Source organism: Streptomyces sp. NPDC003035 (assembly GCF_042888285.1).
Taxonomy (GTDB): domain Bacteria; phylum Actinomycetota; class Actinomycetes; order Streptomycetales; family Streptomycetaceae; genus Streptomyces.
In genome coordinates this window covers 1,325,513-1,340,788 of the sequence record NZ_JBIAPJ010000001.1, presented here as the reverse complement: position 1 = coordinate 1,340,788, position 15,276 = coordinate 1,325,513, and the positions used below count along the sequence as shown (strand labels likewise).

Below are 15,276 nucleotides of genomic sequence, written 5' to 3'. Positions count from 1 at the left end.
GGAGGGGATATCCGGAAGAACACCCCGGGCTGTTCGGTCACAGGCCGCGCCGGACGACGCCGGGTCACACCGGCGCCTGTCCGCTGTCCGCGTCGAACGGCCCGCGCCCGGCTAGCCCACCGGCTGGTCCGTGCCCGGAAGGCCGGCGGGGCGACGGGCCAGGTAGAGGCCGGTGGTCGCGGCGAGCACGGTGACGCAGGCGGTGAAGGTCAGCCCCGCGGTGTCCAGGCCCAGCCACATCGTCAACGCGCCCACGCCCACGACCGGCAGGGAGATGCCCGTGTAGGCGACGACGAAGAACGAGGAGACCGTCGCCGCCCGGTGCGCGGGCGGCGCCGCCTCGCCGACGGCGATCAGCGCGGCGCGGAAGGAGAGGCCCTGGCCGAGGCCGCCGCAGGCCGCACCGGCCACCAGCAGAGGCAGCGCCTGGGCCCAGAGGGAGGCGCCGACGAGGAGGAGGCCGACCACGAGGACCAGACAGCCGAGCGGCAGGGCGGCGCGCGCCGGCAGCCGACCCGTCAGCGACTGCCCCACGGTCGAGGCGAGGAACACCGAGAAGACCACGAGGCCCGAGACGGCCAGGTTGGTGATGCCCAGCGTCTGGGAGACGAAGCTCGGCGCCACCGCCGTGAACAGGCCGAGGAGCGCGAATCCCGCGAAGGCGGCGAGCGCGGAGGGGGCGAAGACGCCCCGCACCTGCGGCGGTACGTACAGGCCCTGCGGCCTGGGTCGGGCACGGAGCCGGGCGTGGGCGACGGTCTCCGGCAGGAGCAGCACGAGGACGCAGGCCACGCACACCAGCCCGATGTGGGTCAGGAACGGCAGGGACAGCGGCATCGGGGCGTACTCGGCCAGCAGCCCGGCCAGCAGCGGTCCGCAGCCGAGGCCGCCCATGTTCGCGGCGGTCGCGGCGAAGCCGGCGCGCGACCTGCGCTCCGGACGCGCCAGCTCCAGCACGGTGACCGTGCCCGCCCCGCTCAGCAGCCCCGCGGAGAAGCCCGACAGCAGCCGGCCGGCGAAGAGGAAGGGCAGGCCTCCCTCCAGGAGGAAGCACGCGGCGCTGGCCGCGGCGAGGCCCAGCGCGACCAGCAGGACGGGACGGCGCCCCACCACGTCCGAGTGGTTGCCGACCAGCAGCAGGGTGGCGATCACGCCCACGGCGTAGCTGGCGAAGATCACCGTCACCATCAGCTCGGAGAAGCCGAGTTCCGCGCGGTACAGCCCGTACAGCGGTGTGGGCAGCGTCGTGCCGGCCATGCCGATGGCGAAGACCGCCGCGGCCGCGCCGTAGCCGAGGCGCCGTGTGCGACGGGGTGCCGTCACGCCGTGCTCACCCCGCCCCGCGCCAGCGCGAACACGCCGAAGACGATCAAACCGACGCCCAGCACCTCCGGCACGAGCCACCACCCGGTGCGTACGTGTTCCTCGTACAGCAGGACGCCCAGCGCGAGGCTCACCGAGGCGTCCCCCAGGGTCAGGGCCGGTTGCGAGGCGACGAGCGGCCCGCCCTGCATGGCATGTCCGAGCAGAAGGAGGGCGGCGATCCCGGTCAGGCCGAAGGCGTACGTCTGCCAGGCCGTCAGGAAGGCGCCGAGGCCGCCCTCGTCGAGGATGTTCATGGCCGTCTTCATCAAGGCGGCGGTGAGCGCGTAACAGATCGCGGTGGCGCCACCGAGGCATCCGGCGCGGGCGCGGCCGAGCGGCCTGCGCAGCCCGGCCGACGCCAGCGCCACCACCGCACCGCCGCACAGCAGGAGCGCCGGGATCCAGCGGCTCAGCTCCAGGTGCGTACGGTTGCCGCTGGGTGAGGCCGCCGCGAGCGCGATCCCGAGACCCAGCACGACCCCCGCGACGGCCGGCCAGAGCGCCGCGGGCAGCCGCTCCCGCGTCATGGTCGAGGCGATCAGCAGGGCGAGCGGCAGCTCCAGCACGAAGAGCGGCTGTACGAGTGCCAGCGGGCCGGTCGCCAGTGCCACCGCCTGGCAGGCCCCTGCGGTGATCACCGCGAGGATGCCGGCCAGAAAGAGCGGGCGCCGCAGCAGGTCGAGCATCAGGCCGGGGCGGAAGGAGTCGGTCTGGGGAACGGTGAGCGCGGCGCGGCGTTGCAGCACCGTGGCGAGCGCATTGCTGGACGCGGAGAGCAGCGCGAACAGGACCGGCAGGACGATGCCCATCCCTCGATCCTCACCGGCGCCGGGCGACGTCCGCCGTGACGACACCGGCAGGCGCCGGGGATTCACCCGGTATTCGCCCGTCCGGACCCCCGTCGCGCCGTTCTCGGGCGAATGTGGGGACGAGCGGGTGGTCCGCCGCGTCCCTGGTGGTACGTCGTTCGCCATGCAGACAGGCACTCCACCGCCGGTGGTCCCGTTCCTCCGTACCGCCGCCGCCTACGCATGGCGTCTGCTCGTCGTCGGAGCCGCGGTGTACAGCCTGTTCGCGCTGCTCGGGCGCTTCCACGAGATCGGGGTGGCGGTGTTCCTCGGTCTCGTGATCACCGCGCTGCTACGCCCGGTGGCCGATGTGGTCGCCCGGGGTCTGCCGCGCCCCCTGGCGGTCGCGCTGACCCTCCTCGGCAGCATCGCGCTCGTCCTCGGGGTGCTCGCGCTGGTCGGCGAGGCGGTGGAGGGTGAGCGGATGACGCTGGTGCGCGAGTTCCGGGACGGGATCGGCCGGATCGAGGACTGGCTGGAGCGGCCGCCGTTCCGGCTGAACCCGGAGGCGCTGTCGGACGTCCAGAGCCGGATCGGGCAGTTCCTGTCGAGCCACCGGTCCACTCTCGTCAGCGAGGCGGTGAGCGGTGCGCACCAGCTGGTGGCGGTGCTGACCACGCTGGCCCTGGCGCTGTTCTGTTCGGTGTTCTTCATCCACTCCGGCGACCGGCAGTGGGCCTGGCTCCAGGAGCAGTTGCCGCGGGCGGTGCGCGGCCGGGCGGCGATCGGCGGCCGGGCGGCCTGGCGGACGTTCACGGGCTACACCCACGGGATCGTCCTGGTGGCGGCGGTGAACGCGGTGCTCGTCGGCGTCGCACTCTGGCTGCTCGGGGTCCCTTTGGCGGTCCCGCTGGCCCTGCTGGAGTTCGTGGCCGCCTTCGTCCCGCTGATCGGTTCCCCGATCGCGCTCGCGGTCGCCGCCGTCGTCGCACTGGCGTCGCAGGGCCCGCTGGTGGCGGCGATCGTGATCGCCCTGATCGTGGTCATCGGTCAGATCGAAGGGCACCTGCTGCATCCGCTCGTCATGAGCTGGGCCGTGCGGCTGCACCCTCTGGTGGTGGCGATCTCGGTGATCGCGGGAGCGATCGCGGCGGGCGTCGTGGGTGCCGTGGTGGCCGTACCGCTGGTGTCGGTGATCTGGTCGGTCCGCACGGCGCTCCGCGAGGCACGTGCGCCGGAGAACGGCTGACCGTGCCGGCACCTCGCACGGGCGGCGGGCGTCGGGGCGCCGACGTCGCCAGAGGTCGGGCGCGGACCTCCCCGGTGTGGATAGGGTGCGGGTCGACAACGGGGCTCTGTGCGGGAGACATGAGTTGATGACTGGTCAGCAGCCGGGCCACGGCGGCGCTTCTCGGATTTTCCAGCCGCTGGAGGGGGACGACCCGACCACGGTGGCCGGCTACCGACTGGCCGCGCGCCTGGGCGCCGGTGGTATGGGCAAGGTGTACCTCTCGTACACGCCCGGTGGGCGGCCCGTCGCCATCAAGGTGATCCGGCCGGAGTTCGGTGACGACCCGGAGTTCCGGCGCCGGTTCGCGCAGGAGGTGCAGTCGGCGCAGCGGGTGCAGGGGCTGTTCACCGCGCCGGTCATCGACGCCGACACCGACGGTCGGCGGCCCTGGCTCGCGACCGCGTACGTGCCCGGGCCCTCGCTCGCGGACGCCGTCGTCGCCCACGGGGCGCTGCCGGTCGAGACGGTCCTGCTGCTCGTCGCGGGCATGGCGGAGGCGCTGCACGTCATCCACGGCGCGGGCATCGTGCACCGCGACCTCAAGCCGTCCAACGTCCTGCTCGCCGCCGACGGGCCCCGCGTCATCGACTTCGGCATCGCCTACGCCGCCGACGCGACCTCCCTCACCGGCAGTGGCGTCACCATCGGCACCCCGTCCTTCATGGCCCCCGAGCAGGCCGCGGGCGGCGGCCGGGTCACCCCGGCCACCGACATCTTCGCGCTCGGCCAGGTCGCGGCGTACGCGGCGACGGGCTCGCCGGCGTTCGGCGAGGGCACCTCGCACGGCGTCCTGTACCGGATCGTCCACGAGGAGCCCGATCTCGAGCGGGTACCGGAGCGGTTGAGGAAACTGGTCACCCGCGCGCTCGCGAAGGACCCCGCCGCGAGGCCGTCCGTCGCCGAGATCATCGAGTTGTGCCGGTCCGCGAACGCCGAGACGGTGCTGCGGCGCGCGGAGGACTGGCTGCCGAGGACGGTGGCCGCCGACATCACCGTACGGACGGCGGCTCCCGCGCCCGCCTCCGACCGGACTCCGCCGCCGCCGGGGTACGCGCCCACGGCACCCTCGGCTCCGCCCACGCCGGCCGCTCCGCCGCCCGCGGGCTACGCCCCCACGGCGCCCGTCGCCCCCGGGCCGAATCCGGCCCAGTCGCTCGCCTACGCGCCGACGCATGCCGCCCCGCCGGCCCACCGGTTCCCCGGTCGGCCGTTGCCGCCGGGCGCGATGCCGCACGGGGGCATGCCGCCGGGGGCCATGCCTCCGGTGCCCCCGCGCCGGCGAGGTCCGGTCGTCGCCCTCGCCGCGGCGCTGGTCTTCGGCATCACCGCGGGTGCCACGGCGTATCTGCTGCTCAAGGACAAGGAGCCGCAGACGAAGGGCAGCGCTTCGTCGCAGGGCGGCACCTCCTCGCAGGGCGGCCAGGGCGGGCAGGACGGCGGGAGCACGGACGCGGGTGCGAAGCCGAGCGCCGAACCGCAGCCGAAGCCCGCCGAGTTCAAGGGCGTCAATCTCACCGCCGGGTACCACCTGACGCTCGGGGACGACGCCGTCCGGCCCCAGCGGGGCGAGGACGGCGGGTACGAGCTCTCCTACGACACCGGTGGCTATCTCGACGCGGAGAGCTCGGGCGGGAACCTCGTCCTGCTCGACCCGGGGCAGCCGGGGTCGCTCGCCGCCTGCCGCGCGGACACCCGCTTCACCCAGAACGTGTACGTGAACAAGCTGTCGAAGGGGCGGCAGGTCTGCGTCACGACCGGCACGGGGCACATCGGCCTGGTCACGGTCCAGGGCTTCTCGGCCGAGGACTCCCCCAGCACGTACATGACCCTGGACCTGACGGTGTGGCGCAACGCCGCCGAGTCCTCGGACTGAGGCCTCACCCGGTGCGCCGGGCGGCCTCTCCTCCGGGACCGGTGACGCCGGTCCCCGCCGCGTCGACCAGCTCTGCCAGCGCCGCGGCGAGTGTGTCGAGGCCCGGCCCGGCGGGACCGCCCGGCTCCTTCATGTAGACGTCACGGCGGATCTCGACCATCAGCGCGCTGACGCGCGTGTCCCGCCCGTAGTGCTCCAGCGGCACGTACGTACCCGCGAAGGGGCTGTCCGTCCCGACCCCGCCGAAGCCGGCGAACGCCGCGCGCGCGGCCTCCAGGAGCGCGGGCGGCGTGTGGCGGCGGTCCGTGCCCAGGCAGATCGGCGGGCGCGGCCCGTCGCCGTGCAGCTCGTACGGCAGGGGCTCGGTCGGGTACGAGTGCACGTCGATGATCACGGCGCTGCCCACGGTCGCCAGGCGGTCGGCGACGGCGGCGGTCATGGCGCGCGCGTACGGCTCGAAGTACCGGTCCAGGAGAGGCCGCGGGTCGAAGCCGGCCGGCCTGAGCTCGGCGCGGTGCGTGGTCCGCGTGTACACCGCGCCCATCCCGACGGCGGTCATCTCCTCCCGTTCGTCGGGGAAGCGCTCGGGGTCGACGACCAGCCGCGAGAGCCGGTTGACGAACCGCCAGGGGGTCACGCCGGCGGCGTCCGCCGCCAGGTCGGCGATCCGCTCCGTGTGGGAGTCGGTGATGTGGTCCAGCTCCTGTGCGAGTTCCTCGTCGCCGAGCACGATTCCCTCGCGCACGTCCGGGGGCAACGCGCGGGAGGAGTGCGGCACATGGAGGAGAACCGGGGAGTCGGGGTCCCCGGGAAGGAGGTGGAAGGAGGGTGCTGCGTCGGTCATCCGTCGGTCCCAGCGGTGCGGTTCGCTCCCGAGGGTTCTCGGGCGCGTGTACGAGCATGCCGGGGCGGCGGCCGCGGCGGGGGCGAACGGCGCCGTTCCCTGTGGCGTTGTCCGCATGCCGGCCGGGCGGGGCCGGCTCCACCGGCGGGCGGGCATGGAGATCGCGTGGATTTTCCGCACGGGGCTAGGCCCGCACGGGCCTCTTGTTATACGTTCCGTCTAACAGCTTGCTAGACGCCGCGTCTAACAAGCGTGGGTGGCGCTCGGTGGCCTTCGGACTCGTCACGCGGGAACGAGAGGGGCGAAGGACGGCCGGCGTCGGGTCGATCTCACTCGATTCAAGGAGCCGCACCATGGCAAGCAGCACCGTTCGGCCGGAGAGCCAGGACCGGCGCGCCGGGCAGGACGTCGCCCGGCGACTGCTCGACTCGGCCGCGAAGCTGTCGTACGACCCCGCCGTCGAGGTGGACTGGGACACCCCGCTGGACAAGGACTTCCACGGCGCGAGCCCCGAGTGGAGCACGCTCTACGGCACGGCGTACTGGAACGAACTGACCGACGACCAGCGCAAGGAGCTGACGCGGCAGGAGGCCGCGTCGGTGGCCAGTACGGGTATCTGGTTCGAGATGATCCTGCAGCAGATGGTGCTGCGGGACATCTACGCCAAGGACCCGACCTCCGCGCGGTTCCAGTGGGCGCTCACCGAGATCGCCGACGAGTGCCGGCACTCGATCATGTTCGCCCGCGGCGCCGCGAAACTGGGCGCCCCGGCCTACCGCCCCCGTCGGGCGGTGGTCGAACTGGGCCGCGCCTTCAAGACGCTCGCCTTCGGCGAGGCGGCCTACGCGGCGATCCTGGTCGCCGAGGAGGTCCTCGACGTCATGCAGCGGGACTGGATGCGGGACGAGCGGGTCGTGCCCTTCGTCCGCACCATCAACAACATCCATGTCGTGGAGGAGTCGCGGCACATGAAGTTCGCCCGCGACGAGACCCGCAAGCGGCTGCGGCACGCGGGACCGCTGCGCCGGCAGCTCAACGCGTTCGTGATCGCCATCGCCTCGTACTTCATCGTCACCAGCATGGTGAACCGCGACGTCTACGCGAACGCCGGCCTCGACACGCGGCGCGCCCTCACCGAGGCGCGGGCGAACGAGCACCACCGGTCGCTGATGCGGTCCAGCTGCTCGGGACTCATGGAGTTCCTTGCCTCGGCCCGCCTCCTCACCGGGCCGGCGCTCTTCTTCTACAAGCGCGCCCATCTGATCTGACCCTCGCGGGCCGCACACGGAACCGCCCCGCCCACCGAACCGCCGCCCCGCCGAGCCGAGCTGAGCCGACGCCATGACCTACGCCATCACCCAGACGTGCTGCAGCGACGCCACCTGCGTCGCCGTCTGCCCCGTCAACTGCATCCATCCGACGCCCGAAGAACGGGCGTTCGGCAGCACGGAGATGCTCCATATCGACCCGCAGACCTGCATCGACTGCGGGGCCTGCGCCGACGCCTGCCCCGTCGACGCGATCTTCCCGGTGGACAGCCTCTCCCCCACCCAGCGGGAGTACGCCGCCATCAACGCGGCGTACTTCGCCGATCAGGAGCCCGAACCGGCCGCCGCGGGCCCGAACTTCCACACCTGGGGCGCGCCGGTCTTCGAGCGGGGCCTGCCGTCCGACTTCGCACCGATCCGGGTCGCGGTCGTCGGCACCGGTCCAGCCGGGATGTACGCCGCCGAGGACCTGCTCCTGAACACCAACGCCGAGGTGACCCTGGTCGACCGGCTGCCGGTGGCCGGCGGTCTCGTCCGGTACGGCGTGGCGCCCGACCACCCCTCGACCAAGAAGGTGGGCGAGACCTTCGCCCGCTTCCACCGCCACCCCCGGGTACGGATGCGCCTCGGGGTCGAGATCGGCAAGGACGTCACCGCCGAGGAACTCGCCGCGCACCACGACGCGGTCGTGTACGCGGTGGGTGCCTCCACCGACCGGCGGCTCGGCATCCCTGGTGAGGACCTGCCGGGCAGCATCGCGGCGACGGCGTTCGTGTCCTGGTACAACGCCCACCCCGAGGCCGCGCCGGACGCGATCGACCTGTCGGCCGAGCGGGTCGTCGTGGTGGGCAACGGGAACGTCGCCCTCGATGTCGCCCGCATCCTCGTGAGGGATCCGGAGACGCTGGCCGGCACCGACATCGCCGACCACGCGCTCGCCGCCCTGCGCGCCTCGAAGGTGCGCGAGGTGGTCCTGCTCGGCCGGCGCGGCCCCGAGGACGCCGCGTACACCTCGTCCGAACTGCTCGCGCTCACCCACCTGCCAGGGGTGCGGCTGGTCGTCGACGACCACGATCCGCGGATCGGCGCGGCGATCGACGGCGCGGCGGCGCGGGAGAAGGCCGCGCTGCTCCGGGCGGTGGCCCGGGAGACCGTGGACTGGTCCTCCCCGCCGACGCCGGAGCGGCGCATCGTGCTCCACTTCCACTCGGCGCCGGTGGCCCTGCTCGGCGACGGGTCCGTCTGCGGCGCGCGGGTGACGGAGGGTCCGGAGGAACGGGAGATCCCGGCCGGCCTGGTGCTGAGGGCGGTCGGCTACCGCGGTGTGGCGGTGCCGGGGCTGCCCTTCGACGAGGCGACCGGCACCGTGCCGCACGAGGGCGGCCGGGTGGCCGGGACGCCCGGCACGTACGTCGTCGGCTGGATCAAGCGGGGCCCCTCGGGAGGTATCGGGGCCAACCGCACCTGCGCCGCCGAGACGATCGGCACGCTCCTCACCGACGCCATGGCGGGCGCCCTGCCCGCACCGTCGGGTACGAGCAGGGCGTTCGAGCGACTCGTGCGCCGGCGCGGCCGCCATGTCGTCGACGCCCGGGGACTCGCCGCCATCGACCGGGCCGAGCTGGCCCGGGGCCGCGACGCGGGCCGCCCGCGCGTCAAACTCGGCACGGTGCCCGAGCTGGTCGCGGCGGCGAAGGCGGGCCGCCTGCGACTCGTCCGGTGACGGTGACGATGACGATGACGACGGGCGTGACCGCGACCGTCGCGGAGACGAGACGGGCCCGCCCCGTCTCCGCTCAGTCCGCGGCCTTCTTCTGCCACGCCGTCGTGCCGAGCAGGCCGGTCTCCCCGATGTCCAGGCCGCCCTCCGGCTCCACCGTCCGGCGGTCCGCGCCGGCGGTCGGGCCGATCTCCACGTACACGCCGCTCCCCCGCCGGGTCGCCGCGTCGACGGCCGAGTAGCGCCAGACGAACACGCTGTACGCGGACTCCCCGCGCTTCAACGTCACCGGATGCGGTCCCGGGTCGTCGAGCGTGGTGATCGGTCCGGGGCCCTTGAGGACCGTGACGTCCATGCGCTCGCGGTCCACGTCCCGTACCCGTACGTCCGGATAGCCGTTCAACAGCTGCTCGGGCACTCCGCAGTTGGTGAGCGTCACCGTCATGGCCCGCAGCCCCATGGCGGCGCTCACCATGCCGGTCGACACCGTGACGCCACCGGCCGGGCAGCCCTCCGGGGTCGCCGGAGGTGGGGTCTCCGCCAGCGGCGGCACACCGGTGACCGGGGGCTTCGACGTCGCCGCGTGCGCCCCGGTCCGCTCGGGATCGGCCTCGCGGTCGAGTTCGTCCGCGAGGCCGCATCCGGCGGTCAGGACGGCCGCCGCGGCCAGGGTCAGCGCGTGCCTCACAGATATGACGGTCATGCCGCGATCATCACACGCCGGGCCGCGGGCTACTCGAACCGCGTGGGGTCGCCCGCCCCGCGCCGTACGATCTCGGGCTCGCCGCCGGAGAAGTCGACGACCGTCGTGGGCTCCGTGCCGCAGTCTCCGGAGTCGACCACGGCGTCCACCAGGTGGTCGAGCCGTTCCTTGATCTCCCAGCCCTGCGTCAACGGCTCGTCCTCACCGGGCAGGAGCAGCGTGCTGGACAGGAGCGGTTCGCCGAGTTCGGCGAGGAGGGCCTGCGTGACGCCGTGGTCGGGGATGCGGACCCCGACCGTCTTCTTCTTCGGGTGCAGCAACTGCCGGGGCACCTCCTTCGTCGCGGGGAGGATGAAGGTGTAACTGCCGGGGGTGGCCGCCTTGATCGCGCGGAACACGTCGTTGTCGATGTGCACGAACTGGCCGAGCTGCGCGAAGTTCTGGCACACGAGAGTGAAATGGTGACGGTCGTCGAGGTCGCGGATCGAGCGGATCCGGCCGATGCCGTCACGGCTGCCGAGCCGGCATCCCAGGGCGTAACAGGAGTCCGTGGGGTACGCGACGAGCGCACCGGAGCGGATGCTGTCGGCCACGCTGCTGATGGTGCGCCGCTGAGGGTTCTCGGGGTGCACGTCGAAGTACTTCGCCATGCGGGCAGTCTAGGTTCCCGGCGGGGTCGGCCCGGGACGGCGGGCCGGTGCGGGTCACCGCGGGTGCGGGCGACGGTCAGGCCGCGAGGCGCAGTTGCTGGCGCAGGACGATCGCGTTGAGCCGGATCGCGTAGGGCGCGATGTCCGAGATCTCCAGGGCGCCGGCCTTCTCCTTCTCCAGGCCGACGGTCACGTCGATGCAGAAGGCGATCGCGTACATGTGGTCGCCGGTCTCCTCGTCCTGCAGGGCGAAGAACAGGTCCCGGTAGTAACGGGTGCGGTCAGGGCCCTCCTCGTAGTACGACAGTCCCGGCTCGCCCTCCTGGGCGGCCAGTCCGGTGAACGCGCAGGCGAGTTCCTGCTCGACGGTGTTCCAGAACGAGGCCTCGGCGAACTCTCCGGGCAGGGCCTGGCGCACGGCCTCCTTGAGGGAGAGCACCATGACCATCACCGGGGCGTGCTCCTGGAGTCCCCAGCCGCGGACCATCTTCACGACGTCGCTGTCGGGGATCGCGGCGGCGGCCCGGTGGATGTTCTCGAAGTCGAAGTTGACGGTCGCCGGGGCGATCGCCTCCTGGAACAGCCGGTCGATGGCCCGGGCCTGGTCGAGATGGTCCGGACCCACCTCGATGACGGTCTTGAAGCTGGCGGTCATGACTCCTCCTGATGCGTGGTGGTGATCAAGGGGGGTCAGTATGCCGTCCGCCGTCACGCGCCTCGGTGTCGGGCCGCCACTCTCCTGTCGATCAGCGCTCTTGTCGATCAGCCGACTTCGTCGGACAGTACGGGAATGGCGATCGTTGTGCTGGTGGGGACGTTGGACACCAAGGGTCTGGAGTACGGATGGCTGCGCGAGCGGCTCCTGAGCCGCGGGGTCGAGGTCATCGTGGTCGACGCGGGGGTGGCCGGGACGGCGCGGATACCCGCCGACGTCCCGCGCGCCGAGGTGGCCCGGGCGGCGGGTACGGATCTGGAGCGGCTACGGGACGAGGGGGACCGTGGCGCGGCCGTCACGGCGATGGCGCGCGGTGCGGCGGAGGTCGTGCGGGGGCTGTACGAGCGGGGCAGGCTCCACGGGGTGCTCGCCCTCGGCGGCAGCGGGGGCACGTCGATCGCGACGCGGGCGATGCGGGAGCTGCCCCTCGGGGTGCCGAAGGTGATGGTCTCCTCGATGGCCTCGGGCGATGTCGCGCCGTACGTCGGCTCGGCGGACATCACGATGATGTACAGCGTGGTCGACATCGCCGGGGTCAACAGGGTGTCGGCCCCGATCCTGGCGAACGCGGTCGACGCCGTCGCCGGGATGGCGCGGGGTTTCGCGGCGCGCCCCTCGGGGTCGTCGGAGTGGTCGGACTCCGGAGACGGCCGGCCGCTGATCGCGGCGAGCATGGCGGGGGTGACGACCCCGGGCGTCGACGCGGCGCGCGAGCGGCTGACCGAGCTCGGCTACGAGGTGCTGGTGTTCCATGCCAGCGGGGCCGGTGGACGGACGCTCGAATCGCTGGCGGAGCAAGGCTTGTTCGCGGGCGTACTGGATCTGACGCTCTGTGAGCTCGCCGACGATCTCTGCGGCGGGATCCTGACGGCGGGCCCGGACCGTCTTCTCGCCGCGGGGCGGCGGGGTGTGCCGCAGGTGGTGAGTCCGGGCGCGCTGGACCTGGTGAAGTTCGGCCCGATCGACACGGTCCCGGAGCGGATGCGCGACCGGGACGTACGGGTGCACAACCCGTCGATCACGGTCGTGCGGACGACGGCCGGGGAGTGCGCCGAGCTCGGTGCGCGGGTCGCGACGAAACTGCGGACGGCCACCGGCCCCACAGCGGTGTGCCTGCCGCTGCGGGGCCTGTCCACGCTGGGCGCGCCGGGCGGGCCGTACCACGATCCGGCCCTGGACGAGGCACTGTTCGCGGCGCTCCGGCACGGTCTCACGGGCAGCACCGTGGACGTGGTCGAGATCGACACGCATCTGAACGACCCGTCGTTCGGCCGCGCCGCCGCGGACCTGCTGCACCATCTGATCGAGAGGGGCTGAACCCCCACTCGGGCCGCGGTCGGCTCAGGCGCGCAGGTCGGCCAGCCGGCGGCGGTCGAGGGGTGAGGCGCGGCGGTCGAGGCGCTGTTCCAGGAGGTGGCGGGCGGCGTCGCTGTGGCCCGCCTCCATCAGCGCGTACAGCAGGGTCTCCTCGACGACCTCGCGCTGCGCGGCGCTGCCGCCCACCCGGCGCAGGGTGGGCAGCAGGCCGCGCAGGCCCTCCACGGCGGTGGTCCACTGCTCCTCCAGGACGGCCTCAAGCGCGCGGCACAGGGGAGCGATGACCTCCCGCTGGACGGCGTCCGCCCCGGCGGCGTGGGTGCGCAGCCGCCGGAGCGCGGGCAGATCGCCCGCGGCGGTCAGGGCGACGGCGCTGTGGAGGGCGGTGAACGCGGTGGCGGGCCGTTTCACCAGATCGCGGGCGACCGCGTCGAGCACCCCGTCCACGGGCACGCGGCCCGTCCAGTTCCGTGCCATCCGGGCCCGCCACAGGAGCGAGCCGGAGTCGACCAGCGCCCGTACGCCGTTGACCTGGCGGGGCGCGAGCTGGGCGAACCAGCGGCGGCGTACCGCATCGGCGTCGTCCAGGGCGAGTTCGTGCAGCGCCACGTGCCAGGAGAAGTGGGCCCGGTGCACGGCGCCCCGGCCCTGGCCGCCGATCCAGCCGTCGAGCCAGTCGCGGCCGGCCCGGTGCTCGCCGGACTCGTAGTGGACGTGGGCGAGGGCGTGGACGGCGTGTCCGGAGGCGGGCTCGGCGGCCAGGGCCACCCGCGCGAGGGCGCCCGCCTCGTCGATGCGCCCCTGCTCCTGGCGGAGGAAGGCCAGGAGCGAGGTGTGGAACCAGTGGCCGTCGTAGGCGGGCGCCGTGCGCTCCACCAGCCGCTGGGCCAGCGTGCCGTCGAGGTCGCCGACCCCGGCGAAGGCGATCGTGGGCACGGCGATGGAGAGGGCGAGGGCGTCGCCGGGGAAGCGGTCGAGGTGGTCGACGAGCGCCCGGTCGCCGTCGTCCCCATCGTCCCCGTCGTGCGCCCGGACCCGGCGGGAGACGACGTCCACGAAGGAGCGTTCCCGCTCGTCGCCGCGGTCGGCCGCGCTGCGCCGGGCGTCGGCGAGTGCGCGGTCCACGTCGACGTCCGCGCCGCACTCGTGGCCGAGCAGGGCGAGCGCCGCGTGGCCGAGGGCGAAGCCGGGGTCGAGCTCGGTGGCCCGGGTGAACGACTCGGCGGCCTTCGCCCGTACGGTGACGACCCGGGCGAGTCCGCCGCGGAAGGCGGCCGCCGCGGCGGCGTGGGTCGACAGTGGCAGCCCGAACTGGTCGGTGGGCCGGCGGCGGGTGGGCCGGGGCGTGCGGGTGAGCGGGGCGAGCACGGCTTCGGCGATGGTCGCGGCCTGCGCCCTGATCTCCGGGATCGCGGTCGTCTCCCACAGCTCGCCGCGCCGGGGCGCGCCGAGGGTGAACAGTGGCCGCCCGGCGTGTCCGTGGGTGTCGCGCAGTCGGCCGTCCTCGGTGGCGACGCCGATGCCGAGCGGTCCGGGCGTCGCGAGTCCGTCGGCGAGCAGCCCGCCCCACAGCGGGTCCCCGGCGGCGTCCATCCGGAGGCCGGGCCCGGTGCAGTCCACGACCCAGGCCACGGTCAGTTCCCGCCCGTCGGCGAGTGCGACGGCGAGCCGGCCGTCCTCGCGCGGCGCGGCCGAGGCGATCCGGCCGGCGTGGATCCGCAGGCGGCGGGCGGCGCGGGCGCGGGCGATGGTCTCGGCGGTGGTCGGGGCCATCCGGTGCCGGTGGACGTTCCACCGGGTGGCGTCGCGGTCGAGGAACTCGGCCCGCTCCTCGTCGGTGAGGCCCTGCCAGAGCGACACGATGCCGGGGCGAAGCCCGTCGAGGGCGGGCCGCCAGTCGCCGTGGTCCCGCATCGAGGCGGCCAGATGACGGCGCAGTTCGCTACGGAGCCGGTGGAGCGGCAGGGCCGCGAGGCCCGGCGGGGGCGGTACGGGCGGGAGCGGGGCGACGGCGTGGGGCTGGGGCAGCAGGCCGCTGCGGGACAGGGCGTGCACGGTGCGGCCGGGCCGGTCGAGGACGAGCGCGAGGTCGATGGCGGTCAGCCCGGTCCCGACCAGCAGCACGTCGTCGCTCGGGCCCACCGCGTCGAGGGCGCCGGGCGCCCAGGGGCGGGCGATGAACCGGTCGGAGCCGCGCAGCTCCTCCGTGGCCCAGCCGGCGGTTCCGGCGGCGGGTCCGGTGGCCAGGACGACGGTGTCGGCGGTGACGGTCCCGCCGTCGGCGAGCCGGAGCTCCAGCCGCCCCTCGGCCGTGTCGGTGCAGCGGGTCGCCCGCGCGCGCAGGCGGCGGACGGCGACCGTGCCGTGGGCGGTGATGATGGCGCGGCCGAGGGTGTCGGCGAGGTACGAGCCGAAGCGGTAGCGGGACGCGAAGTCGGTGGCGGTGACGGCGGATTCGCCGTGGCGGCAGAGCCAGCGCAGGAAGTGCCCGGGGTCGTCGGGGTAACAGCTCATTCCGCCGACGGGCACGTTGAGCCGGTGCCCGGTGACCTCGGTGGCGTAGGCCGTGCCGCGTCCCGCCTCGGCCGCCGGGTCGATCAGGACCAGGTCGAGGGGGGTGCGGCGGCGCGCGGCGGCTTCGCACAGCTGGACGGCGACGAGTGCTCCGGCCGCGCCCGCGCCGACGACCGCCACGGTGGGGCGCGGGTGGCCGGACCCGGCCGACTTCTGGGACACCACGGA

General features: G+C 73.9%; 12 protein-coding genes. 5 read left to right on the top strand and 7 right to left on the bottom strand.

The window, feature by feature from the left end:
- Positions 1–111 precede the first annotated feature (111 nt).
- Together ACFYV5_RS06015 and ACFYV5_RS06010 are read right to left on the bottom strand one after the other, a co-directional pair.
- Entirely contained in the window at positions 112–1,323 is a 1,212-nt protein-coding gene (locus ACFYV5_RS06015) for an MFS transporter (RefSeq protein ID WP_355109361.1), read from the bottom strand.
- Positions 1,320–2,174, bottom strand: coding sequence for a DMT family transporter (locus ACFYV5_RS06010; protein WP_389164855.1), 855 nt, complete (start codon positions 2,172–2,174; stop codon positions 1,320–1,322). Before ACFYV5_RS06010 ends, ACFYV5_RS06015 begins: the two co-directional genes overlap by 4 nt.
- 163 nt (positions 2,175–2,337) lie before the next feature.
- Here ACFYV5_RS06010 and ACFYV5_RS06005 point away from each other — a divergent pair, with 163 nt between their 5' ends.
- Together ACFYV5_RS06005 and ACFYV5_RS06000 are read left to right on the top strand one after the other, a co-directional pair.
- Positions 2,338–3,402: an AI-2E family transporter gene (locus ACFYV5_RS06005; RefSeq protein ID WP_389164852.1), complete on the top strand. Its 1,065-nt coding sequence runs from the start codon at positions 2,338–2,340 to the stop codon at positions 3,400–3,402.
- A gap of 127 nt (positions 3,403–3,529) precedes the next feature.
- A complete protein-coding gene (locus ACFYV5_RS06000; protein WP_389164849.1) occupies positions 3,530–5,317 on the top strand; it encodes a serine/threonine-protein kinase in 1,788 nt (595 codons plus the stop codon).
- 4 nt (positions 5,318–5,321) lie between these two features.
- On the opposite strand, the gene ACFYV5_RS05995 is transcribed toward ACFYV5_RS06000, so the two are convergent.
- Complete coding sequence (locus tag ACFYV5_RS05995) at positions 5,322–6,161, bottom strand: N-formylglutamate amidohydrolase (RefSeq protein WP_389164847.1); 840 nt, start codon at positions 6,159–6,161, stop codon at positions 5,322–5,324.
- A 353-nt stretch (positions 6,162–6,514) separates the two neighbouring features.
- Between ACFYV5_RS05995 and ACFYV5_RS05990 the strand changes: the two genes are divergently transcribed.
- The gene (locus ACFYV5_RS05990; protein WP_355109371.1) at positions 6,515–7,429 is read left to right on the top strand and encodes a diiron oxygenase; all 915 of its coding nucleotides are present in this window, start codon (positions 6,515–6,517) and stop codon (positions 7,427–7,429) included.
- 73 nt (positions 7,430–7,502) lie between these two features.
- Positions 7,503–9,152: an FAD-dependent oxidoreductase gene (locus ACFYV5_RS05985; RefSeq protein ID WP_389164844.1), complete on the top strand. Its 1,650-nt coding sequence runs from the start codon at positions 7,503–7,505 to the stop codon at positions 9,150–9,152.
- Positions 9,153–9,225: 73 nt separating this feature from the next.
- Here the strand turns inward: ACFYV5_RS05985 and ACFYV5_RS05980 are convergent, their stop codons facing one another.
- The 3 genes from ACFYV5_RS05980 to ACFYV5_RS05970 form a co-directional block, all read right to left on the bottom strand.
- Complete coding sequence (locus ACFYV5_RS05980; RefSeq protein ID WP_389164842.1) at positions 9,226–9,852, bottom strand: DUF4232 domain-containing protein; 627 nt, start codon at positions 9,850–9,852, stop codon at positions 9,226–9,228.
- Positions 9,853–9,881: 29 nt separating this feature from the next.
- Positions 9,882–10,502: an L-threonylcarbamoyladenylate synthase gene (locus ACFYV5_RS05975; protein WP_355109377.1), complete on the bottom strand. Its 621-nt coding sequence runs from the start codon at positions 10,500–10,502 to the stop codon at positions 9,882–9,884.
- Between the two features lie 76 nt (positions 10,503–10,578).
- The gene (locus tag ACFYV5_RS05970; RefSeq protein WP_389164839.1) at positions 10,579–11,157 is read right to left on the bottom strand and encodes a Type-2Aa cytolytic delta-endotoxin; all 579 of its coding nucleotides are present in this window, start codon (positions 11,155–11,157) and stop codon (positions 10,579–10,581) included.
- Positions 11,158–11,292: 135 nt separating this feature from the next.
- Between ACFYV5_RS05970 and ACFYV5_RS05965 the strand changes: the two genes are divergently transcribed.
- The gene (locus ACFYV5_RS05965; RefSeq protein WP_389164836.1) at positions 11,293–12,534 is read left to right on the top strand and encodes a Tm-1-like ATP-binding domain-containing protein; all 1,242 of its coding nucleotides are present in this window, start codon (positions 11,293–11,295) and stop codon (positions 12,532–12,534) included.
- Positions 12,535–12,558: 24 nt separating this feature from the next.
- Here the strand turns inward: ACFYV5_RS05965 and ACFYV5_RS05960 are convergent, their stop codons facing one another.
- Entirely contained in the window at positions 12,559–15,228 is a 2,670-nt protein-coding gene (locus ACFYV5_RS05960) for an FAD/NAD(P)-binding protein (RefSeq protein ID WP_389165097.1), read from the bottom strand.
- Positions 15,229–15,276: the final 48 nt, after the last annotated feature.

Coding starts and splice junctions, on each gene's coding strand:
- ACFYV5_RS06010 (WP_389164855.1), bottom strand. CDS start 2,174: ATGGGCATCGTCCTGCCGGTCCTGTTCGCGCTGCTCTCCGCGTCCAGC.
- ACFYV5_RS05980 (WP_389164842.1), bottom strand. CDS start 9,852: ATGACCGTCATATCTGTGAGGCACGCGCTGACCCTGGCCGCGGCGGCC.
- ACFYV5_RS06005 (WP_389164852.1), top strand. CDS start 2,338: ATGCAGACAGGCACTCCACCGCCGGTGGTCCCGTTCCTCCGTACCGCC.
- ACFYV5_RS05975 (WP_355109377.1), bottom strand. CDS start 10,502: ATGGCGAAGTACTTCGACGTGCACCCCGAGAACCCTCAGCGGCGCACC.
- ACFYV5_RS05995 (WP_389164847.1), bottom strand. CDS start 6,161: ATGACCGACGCAGCACCCTCCTTCCACCTCCTTCCCGGGGACCCCGAC.
- ACFYV5_RS05985 (WP_389164844.1), top strand. CDS start 7,503: ATGACCTACGCCATCACCCAGACGTGCTGCAGCGACGCCACCTGCGTC.
- ACFYV5_RS05965 (WP_389164836.1), top strand. CDS start 11,293: ATGGCGATCGTTGTGCTGGTGGGGACGTTGGACACCAAGGGTCTGGAG.
- ACFYV5_RS06000 (WP_389164849.1), top strand. CDS start 3,530: ATGACTGGTCAGCAGCCGGGCCACGGCGGCGCTTCTCGGATTTTCCAG.
- ACFYV5_RS05990 (WP_355109371.1), top strand. CDS start 6,515: ATGGCAAGCAGCACCGTTCGGCCGGAGAGCCAGGACCGGCGCGCCGGG.
- ACFYV5_RS05970 (WP_389164839.1), bottom strand. CDS start 11,157: ATGACCGCCAGCTTCAAGACCGTCATCGAGGTGGGTCCGGACCATCTC.